This is a genomic window from Salinigranum marinum (genome assembly GCF_024228675.1).
Lineage (GTDB): Archaea > Halobacteriota > Halobacteria > Halobacteriales > Haloferacaceae > Salinigranum > Salinigranum marinum.
In genome coordinates, this window is record NZ_CP100461.1 from 961432 (window position 1) to 974762 (window position 13331).

Annotated in this window: 18 protein-coding genes and 1 tRNA gene; 11 read left to right on the forward strand and 8 right to left on the reverse strand. The window is 66.1% G+C overall.

The window, feature by feature from the left end:
• Positions 1-61: 61 nt before the first annotated feature.
• From NKJ07_RS04695 to NKJ07_RS04710, 4 genes are read right to left on the reverse strand one after another with little or no spacing between them, the layout of a single operon-like run.
• A complete protein-coding gene (locus NKJ07_RS04695; protein ID WP_318569432.1) occupies positions 62-676 on the reverse strand; it encodes a hypothetical protein in 615 nt (204 codons plus the stop codon).
• Entirely contained in the window at positions 677-1072 is a 396-nt protein-coding gene (locus NKJ07_RS04700; protein WP_318569433.1) for a hypothetical protein, read from the reverse strand.
• Positions 1065-1550: a hypothetical protein gene (locus tag NKJ07_RS04705; RefSeq protein WP_318569434.1), complete on the reverse strand. Its 486-nt coding sequence runs from the start codon at positions 1548-1550 to the stop codon at positions 1065-1067. Before NKJ07_RS04705 ends, NKJ07_RS04700 begins: the two co-directional genes overlap by 8 nt.
• Positions 1550-1738 (reverse strand): hypothetical protein, encoded by a 189-nt coding sequence (locus NKJ07_RS04710; protein WP_318569435.1) that lies wholly within the window; start codon positions 1736-1738, stop codon positions 1550-1552. Before NKJ07_RS04710 ends, NKJ07_RS04705 begins: the two co-directional genes overlap by 1 nt.
• A 251-nt stretch (positions 1739-1989) precedes the next feature.
• On the opposite strand from NKJ07_RS04710, the gene NKJ07_RS04715 reads away from it, so the two are divergent.
• The 10 genes from NKJ07_RS04715 (at position 1990) to NKJ07_RS04760 (ending at position 7365) form a co-directional block, all read left to right on the forward strand.
• Entirely contained in the window at positions 1990-2211 is a 222-nt protein-coding gene (locus NKJ07_RS04715) for a hypothetical protein (RefSeq protein ID WP_318569436.1), read from the forward strand.
• 1 nt (position 2212) lies between these two features.
• Positions 2213-2731 carry a hypothetical protein gene (locus tag NKJ07_RS04720; protein ID WP_318569437.1) on the forward strand — a complete coding sequence of 173 codons (519 nt, stop codon included), beginning with the start codon at positions 2213-2215 and terminating at the stop codon, positions 2729-2731.
• Between the two features lie 57 nt (positions 2732-2788).
• Positions 2789-3436 carry a hypothetical protein gene (locus NKJ07_RS04725; RefSeq protein WP_318569438.1) on the forward strand — a complete coding sequence of 216 codons (648 nt, stop codon included), beginning with the start codon at positions 2789-2791 and terminating at the stop codon, positions 3434-3436.
• A 4-nt stretch (positions 3437-3440) separates the two neighbouring features.
• Positions 3441-3833, forward strand: coding sequence for a hypothetical protein (locus tag NKJ07_RS04730; RefSeq protein ID WP_318569439.1), 393 nt, complete (start codon positions 3441-3443; stop codon positions 3831-3833).
• 234 nt (positions 3834-4067) lie between these two features.
• On the forward strand, positions 4068-4595 hold the full coding sequence (locus NKJ07_RS04735) for a hypothetical protein (RefSeq protein WP_318569440.1): 528 nt from the start codon (positions 4068-4070) through the stop codon (positions 4593-4595).
• Positions 4596-4598: 3 nt separating this feature from the next.
• The gene (locus NKJ07_RS04740; RefSeq protein ID WP_318569441.1) at positions 4599-4976 is read left to right on the forward strand and encodes a hypothetical protein; all 378 of its coding nucleotides are present in this window, start codon (positions 4599-4601) and stop codon (positions 4974-4976) included.
• 5 nt (positions 4977-4981) lie between these two features.
• Positions 4982-5425: a hypothetical protein gene (locus NKJ07_RS04745; RefSeq protein ID WP_318569442.1), complete on the forward strand. Its 444-nt coding sequence runs from the start codon at positions 4982-4984 to the stop codon at positions 5423-5425.
• Positions 5426-5427: 2 nt separating this feature from the next.
• Complete coding sequence (locus NKJ07_RS04750) at positions 5428-5622, forward strand: hypothetical protein (RefSeq protein WP_318569443.1); 195 nt, start codon at positions 5428-5430, stop codon at positions 5620-5622.
• A complete protein-coding gene (locus NKJ07_RS04755; RefSeq protein ID WP_318569444.1) occupies positions 5619-5762 on the forward strand; it encodes a hypothetical protein in 144 nt (47 codons plus the stop codon). The genes NKJ07_RS04750 and NKJ07_RS04755 overlap by 4 nt, the downstream gene beginning before the upstream one ends.
• A 304-nt stretch (positions 5763-6066) precedes the next feature.
• Positions 6067-7365, forward strand: coding sequence for an IS4 family transposase (locus NKJ07_RS04760; protein ID WP_318569445.1), 1299 nt, complete (start codon positions 6067-6069; stop codon positions 7363-7365).
• Positions 7366-7402: 37 nt separating this feature from the next.
• On the opposite strand, the gene NKJ07_RS04765 is transcribed toward NKJ07_RS04760, so the two are convergent.
• Complete coding sequence (locus NKJ07_RS04765) at positions 7403-7912, reverse strand: hypothetical protein (RefSeq protein WP_318569446.1); 510 nt, start codon at positions 7910-7912, stop codon at positions 7403-7405.
• A 56-nt stretch (positions 7913-7968) separates the two neighbouring features.
• Positions 7969-8042, reverse strand: a tRNA-Tyr gene (locus tag NKJ07_RS04770).
• Positions 8043-8141: 99 nt separating this feature from the next.
• Between NKJ07_RS04770 and NKJ07_RS04775 the strand changes: the two genes are divergently transcribed.
• Entirely contained in the window at positions 8142-8945 is an 804-nt protein-coding gene (locus tag NKJ07_RS04775) for a class I SAM-dependent methyltransferase (protein ID WP_318569447.1), read from the forward strand.
• Positions 8946-8980: 35 nt separating this feature from the next.
• Here NKJ07_RS04775 and NKJ07_RS04780 read toward each other — a convergent pair whose 3' ends face one another.
• Positions 8981-11218 carry an N-6 DNA methylase gene (locus NKJ07_RS04780; protein WP_318569448.1) on the reverse strand — a complete coding sequence of 746 codons (2238 nt, stop codon included), beginning with the start codon at positions 11216-11218 and terminating at the stop codon, positions 8981-8983.
• 87 nt (positions 11219-11305) lie between these two features.
• Entirely contained in the window at positions 11306-13240 is a 1935-nt protein-coding gene (locus tag NKJ07_RS04785; RefSeq protein WP_318569449.1) for a DEAD/DEAH box helicase, read from the reverse strand.
• Positions 13241-13331: the final 91 nt, after the last annotated feature.

Here is a 13331-nt window from a genome sequence, read left to right on the forward strand (position 1 = left end):
ATTGAGCCGAAGAACACACCCAACGTGACGCCTGCCAGCACCGCGAGAAATTCGAAGAGGATCATCCGTACCGCTTCTCCGTCTCGCCCCGATAGAGGACGTTCATTCGCTTGTCGAACACGACGTACTCGTACGGCGCCGTGGGGAGTTCGTCGCGAGGAATCGAGAAGTACCTCAGAAAGCCGTCGTGGAATACTGACCACTCGCCGACCCACACCCAGTATTTGCACTGCTTGATGGGTGTGTAGTCGAAGTCAGACGGGTCCTGAGTCGCGATGACTACTTTCAGGGCACGGTCGCGATCCTCGTGGAGCATCCGTTTCACCGGGTTGTCGACGTCGACCTTTCCATCGGGGAGGACCTCGTGAGCTTCGTCGATGACGACTTGCACTGGGTAGCCTGTCGCGTCGTGGTACTCGTGGGCCACCTGTCGCACCTCACGCGCCGTCTCTACGGGCTCACTGGTGATCCAGTTCAGACGCACCGCGGGCGACTGGCGGGCTTCTGAGGCGCTTCTGACAGTCGCTGCGGAATCGAGGTGTCGACCCGAGAGTCCGTCGGCTCCCGTGTGGTTGATCCAGATGCTCAGGCCGTTGTACTCGGCCTGCATCTGCCGCATCAGCGTCGTCTTGCCGCCCCCGCTGTCCCCGGCGACGAGCGTGTGGTACGCCTGCATCTACAGCTCACCTTCCTCGGCGGCCTCAGCGAACGCGTCCGCCACCTCTTCGTCGCTCGCTCCCTCGCTGTCGGCCTCGGTGGCCTCCCCTCCCTCGATTCCGACGGCGTGGTACGCGGCGGCTCCGAAGTTCACCAGCACTGGCGTCCCGCTCCCGCCACCGCGCCCGGTCTGTCCGTGGAGAACTTTGCGGACGCCGACGATCGCGTTCGACGGGGCCGGCCCGATTCCCATTTTCCGCTCGATCTCGCTCGGCGAGATGTCGGGCTCCGTGTGTAAGAGTAGATCGAGGACGTCCTTCGGTCCTGACTCCGGCTCGACGTCGGGAGCGCTCGTCGACCCCTCGCACCCGGCGCTCCCGAGTGTATCACCCGGAGAGGGTGGCAGATCACTCATTCCAGACCACCCATTCCTCGTCGGTCGAGCAGTTCGGACAGCCGAAGTCGTGGTCAGTGTGTTCGCTCGCGTCGAAGTAGACGTCTCCCCCGCACTCGGGGCACGTCGGGTCATCAGACGGGTCGCCCCCATCCGTTGTCGCCGGAGTCGGGTCCGGGTCCGGCCCATCGAAGATCGGGTTGCCCCCATCCGTCGCGGCCGTCTCAGCGGGCGCGGGCGACTCGTCGACGACCGGCTCGGGCTCCTGGTCGTCATCGAGGTCGTCGGCCTCGTCCTGGTCGGTCGGCTCGTCGACGTCCTCGCTCGGCTTCATCATCGGATGGTCGTCGACGTCGACGAGCTCGACGAGCGGGTCCGCCCACTCGGGATGACTACACGACGCTTCGTGCTGCGACAGACCGATCCGAGCGTACCAGCGTCCACAGTTCTGACACTGGTACTCGTCCGGTCCGTCCGGCTCGCGGCTCCCTCCCGCCATTACAGTACCCCTCCGAGCAGCGAGACGACCGCCGAGAGGGTCGACTCCAATCCAGACAGCGACAGCCCCATCTCGATCAGCAAGAGCAAGAAGAACCCTCGCCGCGTGAACGGCCGCGTTGTCTCGTTGCCCCGCAGGTCCGCCACCGCGGCGGCCACGAAGGCGAGTCCAATTTCAACGATACTCATGATAATCGAGGGACTGCGGCGGGTCTTACCCGATTAGAGTGGGTCCGACCCGATGCTGTCTGTCGATTGAACCCCTATCGGGCTTGACCCTTACCCGCCGGGTATCACCCGATATAATCGGGTCGACCCCTGGGTCCGACCCGATTTTCGGTGGGTTCGCCCCGAACCCGTTGATGGGTCGCCCCCAACCCATCGGTGGGTCGGGGGCACTCCACCCGGACAATCCCCTCTCTCTCCTGGTAAGTCATGCAATGCCGAAAGTAGAAGCGCCCATCACGGGCGGAATGGTCGACACCTCGAAGCCTGCTGAGTCGATGAAGAGCATCGCGATGGCGATGGGCGGCGTCGCCGTCGGCGCTGTCGTGCTCTCGTACGGCTCGCAGATCGGGGACTACCTCACTACTCGAATCGACAGCCTCGTGGGTACGAACGCCTCCGGCAACGCCGGCTTCGGTCTGATGGGGGATCTCTGAGATGCCCGCCGTCACCACTCACACCTACAAGTTCGGGAGCGGAGACCTCGATCTCACGCTGAACGCGAGCGGGGACACGCTCGACCTCCCGGCCGGCGAGTACAAGCAGGCCTACAAGCTCGACGTTCAGGAAGGTCAGGGCGTCGTCTTCGGCCGCGGGTCCTCGGAGGCCCCGCAGTTCGCCGAGGGCTTCGCCGGCTTCCGGTTCGTCTCGGACGCCGCAGCTGGGCAGGCCACCGGAGACTGGCGGATCGTCGTCCGAACCCCCCAGGACCGTCTCGTCGCCGAGCTCGTCTCGGGCGACCTCGAAGAGTTCGATCTGTTCACCGGCGCGGCCGGCTCCGGCTCCCAGAAGGACCGCGAAAGTCGCCGTCCGTTCTCGCTCAAGAACACCAACGCGGTCACCAAGCAGTACAACGTCTGGTTGGAGATCCGCGCGGACTCGGCAATCACCATCGACGACGCGGAGAGCGAGACGAAGGCGCTCATCGAGGGCTACAAGATCGAGAAGACGCGGTAACCCCGCTGGAGCATAGATTTATGACCCACACGAAGCCGGTGAGTCGGAGGCCCATCGATGGGTGACATCGACATCCCGGCCGGCGAGACGGTGAAAATCGTCAACGAAGAGCAGGCGTACGACACCTGGAAGGCGTCGATTACCGGCGGGGACATCCTAGTCGGCCACCACCGACAGGAGGTCAAGCGCAACGGTGACCGAATTAAGGCCGGCGACCGAGTCCGTCTCTCGAACCTCGGTGGGTCCGCCCTCTACGCCTACACCGACGACGACGGTGTCACCGTCTCGATCAGCGAGGCGGCCGTTGACATCGACTTCATGGTTCGCACCGTGGTCGGCTCGGTTCAGGCGGACGACGGGAGCGAAGTCGCTCCCGCCTCTGCCGCATTCGTCCATCGCCAGGACACCGCCGTCGATGTGAACGCATCGGCCGTCTCGGAGTCGTTCGAGGCTCCCGATCGGGCGGACTTCGTCGTCGTCGCCGTCGACGACGCGGATGGATCGTTCCACGTCGAAGTCGCATTTCAGGACGATTCGGGTACCGACGTCGTCGTTCGCGACGACGGCGACCTCAGCGACTACGCCGGAGACTCGACGACGAACGTCCTCGTTCGAGCGGCCGTCGCTAGTCCGCACGTTCAGGTCCGTATCGTCGACGACAGTGGGGCTCAGAACGAGCTCGATTACAGTATCTACGCGAGGTGAGAGGATGGGACAAGATCCTCCAATCAGCCCGCCAAAGACCAAAGAAGCATCACAGCCTTACGGGTATCTCAATGCGGCATCGGAGTCGTCGACGGGCGGTAACTTTGGGGGTAATCTTCAATGGACTCCTCCCCAGCCCACGAGGACCGATGAAGTGGTGATTACGTGGACAACGGACCTAGTCGTGACGCGACTGAGAGTATACGACGAGCTCGGCAACAAGGTGGAGGACTTTAACGGCACAGATTACTTCGTTGAGGACTCTCCGCTCACTCTCAGCTACGACTCGACCCTCACGAGCAAAACGAGAGTAGACTACAGCGATCAGGGTACGGACGCCTCGATCGATTACGATGTTCACAGGCAAGGACTGAACCCACACGATCATCCGATCTAGCATGAGACGAGCACAACTCAACAGAGAGCAGATACAGGCGATTATCAGGATACTCCGAGCGGAGGGTATCGCCACAGACCATCTTGAGCAGGTGGAGCACGCCCGAGAGCCAGGAGAGGCGACCGAGGTGGCGAGAGCCAAGCGAGAGGGACGCGGACCGCCAGATATCCGAGCCAAGCGAGAGGGACGCGGACCGCCGGACGACGCGGGCAACGGCAACGGAGGCGGTCAGTAGTGCCAGTCCCATCCGATGTCGCGGACCTCACCGACGGCGGAGTAGTGACGCGCAACGAACTCACCACACCCGGCAACGCGAACGCTCCCGGTGGGCTCGAATGGGCGTACAAACTCTTCGCGCTCGAAGAGACCGGTCAGATCCGGGACTACAGTGGGGCTCCGTACAGCAAGCACATTGAGGACGCCGGTCCCGCGGTGTCGGTCGACGTCCCCGGAATCGGTATTTGGTCGGCGGAGACAGCCGACAAAGACCTCGATCACTGGCTCATCGACGGGCTCGACTGGCAGACGGGCGACGCCCCTGACGGGTCGTACTCACGTCTCAGCGAGGGCGAGAAGGCCGCGCTCTCGGTCGGCGCGGAGCCCGAACAGGTCGTGGGAGAACCAGCGGTCGAGACGGCGAATCACTACCAATCGACGATGACGACGACCGGCTCGGGATCGAGCTCCGGCTCATCGTCGTGGGTTCTCGCGGCCGCTCTCGCGGTCGGCGGACTCGCACTCGCGCTACTCGGAGGTAACTGAAAAATGCCAGACAACAACACGGGCGTCCTCGTGGCGCTCATCGGCTTCGGAATCGCAGCGGTGATGATCTTCAGCGGCGGCAGTGGCGGCTCGTCCACGTCCTCGGGGGCCACCAGCCGGGACGACGTCCTCGCCGGCTTCGCCGCTAATCAGCAATCGCTCATCGATCAGATGGAACAGTTCGCTAGTCAGTCCTCGGGATCCTCGTCGAGCTCGTCGACGACGGCCCCCGACAGCTCGGTCAACGATCCAGGCGACTCGTCGACCTGGGAACCAGGGTTCGCTCAACAGATCGTTGAGCGCACCGGCTACCTCCCTGACGGCTTCGACGCCGCCGGCCGGATCGCCCAGCTGAATAGGGGCAACACCGTGGGGCTCTGATCGACGTGGGCGTTCTCGACGGCGCTTGGTCCACCGTCGCCGGAGTCGGAGACTACGCGGCCGGATCGACCGACGAAGCGACGGGTCGCTTCTTCCGCGACGCGGCCGAGTACCAGGCCACCGGCGGCCTCGATCAGTCCGCCGGTCAGCGCGCAACCGCGTACAGCCGGCTCCTCACCCGACACACACTCGGTCCTGGCGCGGAGGACACGATCTTCACCTCACCCTCCGGCGGCTTCCTCGGAAACGAGGATACGAGCGACGTCTTCGGTCCCTCGGTTACCGGTGAGGGATCCATCTCGGACGTCCTCGTCGATTCGGAGGGTGAGACCCGATCGTCCGCCGAGACGTCGACGTCGATCTTCCTGATCGGGCTCGCGCTGCTGGTCGCCCTGTACGTCGCCGGTCCGGTCATCGGGCCGTTGCTCGACGCCGTCCTCGGAGAGTAACCATGTCGGCGCTCATCGATGCACTGCTGTCGGCGACGGACCCGGTCACAGCGCTGCTCGTCCTCGGGCTCGCTCGCTACATCAAGCACATTCGGGCCGACCTCAAAGAGGATCTGAAGCTCATTCGCGGTCGGGTCACCAGGACGGAGTCAGCGCTGTTGACCGACGGCGGCGAACTCAGAGACGACGATTCATGAAGTGGTTGGAGTCCGACGTCGACCCCGGTCGGTGGCCGCACGTTCCCCGGGACCCTCCCCGTCCCGATCGCGTCCCGTGTCTCGTCGTCGATGGCGACGCGGTCGAGGATGTCCTGGTGGATCTTGCCGACGCGGTCTGACACCACGCACGTAACAGTGTTGTTACGCCGATTTGAGCGACTAGCGTTGCCCTCAGGCGCTACACTACTGTTTCGCGTCTGAGGGCTTCCCCTAGCTGTCGCTCAAAAACACTTGCTTTCGCGGCGCTGTGCGTCGGTTTTTTTCGCTTGACAGCTAGGGGGGTGGCTTGCCACCCCCCACGTAACGCCACCCACGTAACAACGCTGTTACGTACCGCTTCCATCCGTGTTCGGTTAAGACGTTGAATCGGGTGACTGCGCTCCACTGACGAAGCTATCGATGTAGACCGCGTGGGGAGAGAATGTGTTCAAGACGCTCTCCCCGAACCTCATACGACGGCGGCTCACTTCCCTGTTTCCAGCAGCGGTTATCGAAGACATCGCGCGCGAGCGCGATGTCGTCCAACGCCACCGGACAATCGACATCACGATGCTCGTCTGGACGCTCATCATGGGCTTCGCCGTCGACGGCGAAGCCCGCACTATCGCCGGGTTTCAGCGGGCTTACTCCGCAGCGACCAACCAGACTGTTGCCCGCTCCAGTTTTTACGACCGGTTCACACCAGCACTTGCGACACTGTTGAGCGACCTCCTCGAGCACGCTCTCGAGGAGGTCGCGGTTCCCCACACGATCGCTCCCCAGTTCGAGTTGTTTCGTGAGGTGTTGATCGCCGATGCAACCGTCTTCCGGTTGCATCGGCTCCTCAGCGAGTTTCCGGCGACTCACGCGGATCAGTCCGGCGCGAAGCTTCACCTCGTCCATAACGCGACGACACAGACGATCGAGCAGTTCCAGCTCACCGACGAATGCACCCACGAGAGCAGCCAGCTCCGCACGGGGAGCTGGCTGCGAGGCCGGTTGGTGCTGTTCGATCTCGGGTTCTACAATTTCCGTCGGTTCGCGTTGATCGAGGAAAACGGTGGGTTCTTCCTGACACGGCTGAAGTCGAACGCGAACCCGTTGATCGTCGGAGAACGGCGGAAATGGCGCGGGCGCGCCATTTCCTTGCCAGGACGTCGCCTCCAGGACGTCCTGAGTGACCTCACACGGGAGATAATCGATGTGACCGTGGAGATCTCGTTCAAGCGGCGAGCATACGCTGGGAAGGAGTCAACCGATTCGATGGAGGTTCGCGTCGTCGGTGTCCGCAACGAGGACACCGACGACTACCATCTGTACGTCACAAATCTCCCCGACGCGTTCACTCCGAGGCAGATCGCGGCCCTGTACGGGTTGCGGTGGGAAGTGGAGTTGCTGTTCCGGGAACTGAAGTCGCTGTATGGGCTGGAGAAGTTCCAGACGAGTGATCCAGCGATCGTCCACCTGTTGGTGGTGGCGGCTCTGCTGACACTGACGGTCAGCAGAGCCTTGCTCGGCGTGTTTCAAGAGCTGTTTCCAGAGACGGTGTTCCCCCGTGAGCGCTGGGCGAAGACCTTCCGGTCTTTCGCCCAGCTCATCCTCGAAGATCTGGCACAGTCGCTCGGACATCCACCGCCGAATCTGTCGGAGCTGATGTTTCGTGACGCCCGCCAACCAGAGAAATCGCGGCTCTTACTCAGCGAACGAGTGGCTGAGGCCTTCATGAGGCGATCCAATGCTTAACCGAACACCGATGGTACCGCTTCCGTAACATGGTGTGTTACTCGTCCTCCCGTGATTCGGCCTGCTGCCGCCAGTCGTTTGGAACGAACAGCCGTCGCTCTCCGTTCTTCGCTTTCGTGGCCCTGGCGATGCCGTCGGTGAGTCTGGCGACCGCGTCTATCACCCGACCGACCGTGACCCTGTAGATCTTCTCGTCCTCGCCGTCCCGTGTCTGAAGGAGCCGCCGGAGTTGCCCGGCTTTTACGACTCGCCCGCCGTCGACGCGATGCGAGATGTCGCCGAGGTTCATCCAGACCCACCGAGCCCGGTACTCGTTCGGAGACAGTTCCTCACGAGCGACGTCGTCGGGGAGCCGAGTTACCCGCTGGATGCGGAGCGGGGCGGCATCGAGCGTCTCTAGGTCGGGTTGGTCCTCCGCGAGTACCTGCCTAACGAGCGCCTTCAGGTACTCTTTTTGTTCGAGTCGGTCGACGCGCTCTTCTAGATCCCGAACGCGTTCGATCAACTCGTCACGAGAGAGTTCCTTGAGTGGAGGTGATCCGCTCACCGCGACACACCTCCGGCTAGACGTCGTGAGAGGCGTGAGAACCCGTTTATTTCGAGTCCGCTCTCCCCGATTTGAACGGGGGGCAAGCCGATCTACAGTCGGCTGCTCTACCAAGCTGAGCTAAGAGCGGTCATCGTATCGTAACCGGGTCTCCGAATTTAAGGGTTCCCATTCTGCCGTGCGAGGATCGACCCCCGACGCTTACGTCACGGTCGACGTATCGGGTGGCATGACGAGTCGGGACGAGTCGGCGTGGGACGCCGACCGCTACGACGACCAGTGTGCGTTCGTCTACGAGTACGGCGAGAGCGTGACCGACCTGCTCGATCTCGACGCGGGCGATCGCGTCCTCGACCTCGGCTGTGGCACCGGCCAGCTCTCGCGACAGCTGTCCGACCGCGCTGTCGACGTCGTCGGCGTCGACAGCGCCACCGGGATGATCGATCGGGCGCGCGACCGCCACGGGGAGATCGAAGGCCTCCGTTTCGTCCACGCTGACGCCCGCGAGCTCTCGGCGGCGTTCGGCGACTCGGCCGGCGCGTTCGACGCGGTGTTCTCCAACGCCGCGCTCCACTGGATCCCGGGCCCCGATCACGACGCCGTCCTCGCCGGGGTCGCCCGACTGCTCCGCCCCGGCGGCGCGTTCGTCGCCGAACTCGGCGGGCGCGGCAACGTCGCGAGCATCGTCGAGGCGGCGGCCGAAGAGCTCGCCGCCCGGGGGTACGACTGCGAGAGCCCGTGGTACTTCCCGAGCATCGGGGAGTACGCCCCCCGGCTGGAGTCGCACGCTCTAGAAGTCCAGCGGGCGCACCTGTTCGACCGACCGACCGAACTCGACGCGGGCGAGGACGGGCTGGGTGGGTGGCTCGCGATGTTCGGTGACGACCTCCTCGACCCGGTCCCCGACGGGGAGTACGACGCGGTCGTCGCGGGCATCGCGGCGCGCCTGCGCGACGACCGCTTTCGCGAGGGGACGTGGGTCGCGGACTACCGGCGACTCCGGTTCCGTGCGGTGAACCGCCCGTCGTACTGAGGCCGTTTCCGAGTCAGTGGCGACGGCACGCGCCGTCAGCGACCTTCGAGGAACCGGGTGGCGACGGCATCGATCTCCCGCTCGACGGCGGCGAGTTCGGGGATCGAACGGTCGTTGTACGTGCGTTTCGAGCAGTCGGTGTAATTCGGTACGATCGCGTGTGCCCGGCGCGAGAGATCTGCGAGGCGGTTCTGCCGGTCGGTGTCCGCCCACGTGGGTAACGAGACCGACGAGACGACCGACTTCGAGAGCCCTGCCTTTCCCCCGCCGGCGAGGTCGCGCAGACAGCGCTGGTACGGTGCGGCGTTGAGCAGCGCACAGAGGTAGTGAGCCTCACGCTCGTCGTCACAGGCGACGAACATGCAGTGGTCGCCGGGGACGACCGTCTTCTCGCCGAGTCCCGGGTCGTCGACCGTCGACACGACGGCGAAGTGTGGCTTGAAGCCGAGCCGGCACCAGACCACCTTGTACGGGGCCCACGTGTACGGCCCGAGGCCGAACAGCGAATAAAAGGGGCCCGCCTCGAACCACGACGAGCCGCGCGCTTCCAGTCGCTCGCGGTGATCCGTGAGGTAGTCGTACGTCGCCGGGCTCTCGCGCGCCAGGGCGCGCTCGTTGTCCACGCCGGCCTGTCGCTGCGGGACGAGAAAGCGATCGTGGCCGAACAGCCCCCACTTGACGACGTGTTTCGACCGGAGGTACGGGTAGACGTGCGTGGGTTCGAGTTCGGCGAGTCGGTCGGGTTCGACGGAGAAGACGGCCTTCGCGTCGTCTTTCAACCCGTGTCGGATCCGGTACGCACAGTCGCCGAGCGCGTCGACGGCGGCGTCGGTCCGGTGCCACGGCCCGGCCCTGTCGTCCGGATCGACCGGTCGGAGCCCCGTCTCGGTGCGGGCAAGCGTCGCCCGAAGCCCGGCCAGGGAGCCGAAGTCGGCCACGCAGTCCGTCGGTTCCCACACCGTCGTAGGGACCGCTTCGGGCGTCGTCTCCGTCGCGTCCTCGGGGTCGCGGTCAGACCCGCCGACCCGAAACAGGTAGAGCGCGGCCGCGGCGTCGACGCCGTCGAAGGGATCGACGGCGGCGAAGTCGTGGACGTGTTCGATCGAGAGCGGCCGTGATCCGACCCGCCCGGAACGGAGGAGCCGCCCCGCCGGCCCCCCGAGGTGGTCGCGCTTGAGGGCGAACGCGGCGACGCCCCCGTCGTCGAGATACCGGTCGAGGCAGGTCCAGACGAACGGGAGCGAGAGGTCGTCGTTGGCGTGTCCCAGGCGGGCCACGGCTCCCTGGAGGTCGAACAGTCCGAGTCGCTCGACCGGCCCCTCACGGAGTCGGCGTTTCTGTGCGCTGGGCAGTCGCTCCCAGGGGATCCACGGCGGGTTCCCGAGGAGGACGGTCGCCGCCCCCTCGACGCCGGTGGTCGGTGCGTCCCCCGCGAGTCCGAGCGCGTCACCGAGAAACACCGGGAGCGGGACGCGTTCGACGCCGCCGTCCCGGAGGATCGGAAGCAGTTCGAGCAGGTACGCCGTCCGCGCGGCGGCGACGGCGACCGGGTTGACGTCGACGCCGACCACGGTGGTCGTGAGCCGTTCGATCGATTCGACGGCGGTGGCAGGAGCGTCGGACGCGGCGGCGTCGCCGCGCTTTCGCCGCAACGCGGCCGTCAGGAACGCCCCGGCACCGCACCCCGGATCCATGACCCGGGCGGACGAGAAGTCGTCCACGCTCGCCGCGGCCGCCTCGACGCCGAGTTCCGCCACCCCCGGCGGCGTGTAGTACTCGCCGAACACCCGACGCGAGGGAGCCGGGACGGTCCGTTCGTACAGCCGTCGAAGGTCGTCGGCGTCCACCGCGAGCAGCGCCGCGGGGTCGACCGCACGGGCGGCGGTCCCGTCGTGGTCGCCGGCCTCCGTCGCCGTCGCGTCGGCGTCGGCAACCGAGACGTCGATCGCGTCGTGGGCTGGCGAGAAGTCGAGGGCGTCCGTTGGTTCGTCGGTCCGGAGGCCGAACGTCGCTTCGATCGTCCGCCGGAGCGCACGGACGGCCGCGTCGAACGCGAGCGTGTCGCAGAACAGATCGCGCGGGGCGGTCGTCTCCGCGTCGCCTCCGGCCGCGGCGGCGTGGTCGTCGTCGAAGACGGCCCCGTGGTGTCGCCGGACGTGCGTGCGCCAGTCGTCGAACGCCTCGGTGACGAGCGCGTCCCCGGCGTCGAGGCGCGCGGCCACCCGCGACCGGTAGTCGTCGGTCGACGCGAGGTCGACGCCGGGGAGGGTCATCGAGGGTAAGTGGACCACGGAGCGCTTAACGGTTGGGCTCGATCGAGGGCCCGAATCGAGTCGGACGTGGCCGAGGGTCCGGACCGACTACGACACGTCGTTCTCGCGGACGAGGACGCCTTTCTCGGCGAGGTGGCGGGTCTGTCGCTGGGCGAAGTCCTCCTCGGAGGTACCCCGCGTGGCGAGGACGTAGACGAGCGCGCTGCCCGCGGGGCGCATGGTCCGGCCCGCGCGCTGGGCACCCTGGCGTCGCGAACCGCCGAGTCCCGACGCGACGACGGCGAGTCCGGCGTTCGGGAGGTCGATGCCCTCGTCGGCTACGCGCGAGACGACGAGCGTCCGTAGCTCCCCCTCCCGGAAGCGCTCGAACAGCCGTTCGCGCTCCCAGTGGGGCGTCTCGCCGCTGACGAACGGCGCGTCGAGCGCCTCGCCGATCTCGCGGCCCTGGTCGAGCCAGTCGACGAACACCAGCGCCTTCGCGTCGTCGTGTCGGGCGAGCAGATACCGGATCTCTTCGATCTTCGCGGGGTTCGTCGCGGCGATCGTGTGACGCTCGCGCCCGTCCGCGGCGGCGTACTCGTTCTGTGCCTCGTCGTCGCGCCAGGGCACGTACCTGATCTCGACCTCCGGCTCCTGGACGTAGCCCGCGTCGAACAGCTTCGTCCAGTCGGTCCCGATCGGCGGGCCGATGAGCGTGAAGATCTCCTCCTCGTCGTCGGATTCTCTCACTGGCGTCGCCGACAGCCCCAAGCGGTGTTTGGCCTGGAGGTCCGCACTTCTCCGGTAGACTCGCGAGGGGATGTGGTGGACCTCGTCGTAGACGATGAGCCCCCACCGGCGCGAGTCGAACAGCGAGCGGTGTCGGTCCATCCCGGCCGTCTGATAGGTGGCGATCGTGACGGGCCGGATCTGCTTGGTCCCGCCGTGGTACTCGCCGATCTCCCCCTCGGAGAGGGAGGTGTGCGTCAGGAGCTCCTCGCGCCACTGGACGGCGAGTTCGCGCCCGGGGACGAGGATCAGGGTCTCGCCGCCGACGGCCTCGAGCACGCCCATCCCCGCGACGGTCTTGCCGCTCCCCGGCGGCCCGACGAGGACGCCCGCCTTCTTCTGGACGAAGGCGTCGACCCACTCTCGCTGGTAGTCGCGGAGTTCCACGTGGAGCTCGACCTCGAGCGGGTCGCCCGTCTCGAGGTCGCGCTCGTCGACCACGGGATAGCCCGCCTCCCAGAGGATCCGCTTGATCGCCGCTTCCGCTCCGTCGCGTACCCACGACTCGGTGTCGGAGATCGGCCCGTGGAGGTGTTCCTCGTCGAGTTTCTGTCGGGCGACATTACCCATCAGGTTCTCTGAGGCGGCCGACAGCACGGTGTAGCCGTCCTCGTGGGTCGAGAGAGTGAACTGGTTCGCGCGCTGCCACTGGTCGGTCACCCAGTCTTCGAGTGGCTCGGAGCGTCGGGGGAGGACCGATCGCATCAGCGCGAGCAACTCCGAGAGCGAGTCGAACGGCGCGCTCCAGACGTCCTCGCGCCTGATCCGGTAGAGGTAGCCTCTCGTCCCCGACTCGCGGTCGCCCGTCGTGTCGACCAGGTGGGCGAACTGTGCCATCCGCGCGCGGGTGTACTGGGTCGGGGCGTCGACGACGACCTCGCGTCGCTGGGGGAAGAGGATCACGCGCTCGCGCGTCGCTAGGTCGCCCCACTCGCTCGGGAACCACACCAGGGGATCGGTCTCGACGTCGACCGACCGGACGACGCCGTCGCCTCGGAGATCGGCGAGCGCGGCGGCGGCCTCAGCTTGCGTCGTTCCCGTACGCCGGGCTACCTGCTGTGCGGTGACCACGGGCCGGCCCTCGGCCTCGATCGCCCGGTAGAACTCGTCGCGCGAGAGCGGCGGCGACGCGCCGGCCTCCGCGTCGGCGGGGCCGCCGTCTTCGCCCCCTTGCTCACCGTCACCGTCGCCCCCGGAATCGCCGGCACCGACGCCGGAACCGATCGCGGTGGACTCGGTGGACTCGTCTGTCATTACCCACGGTAGTGTTCCACCGCGGAAACGGCTTGCGCCTCTTCCGGCGTCGGGGGACGAGATGCGTCTCGGCCACGGTGCTCGCTTCGGA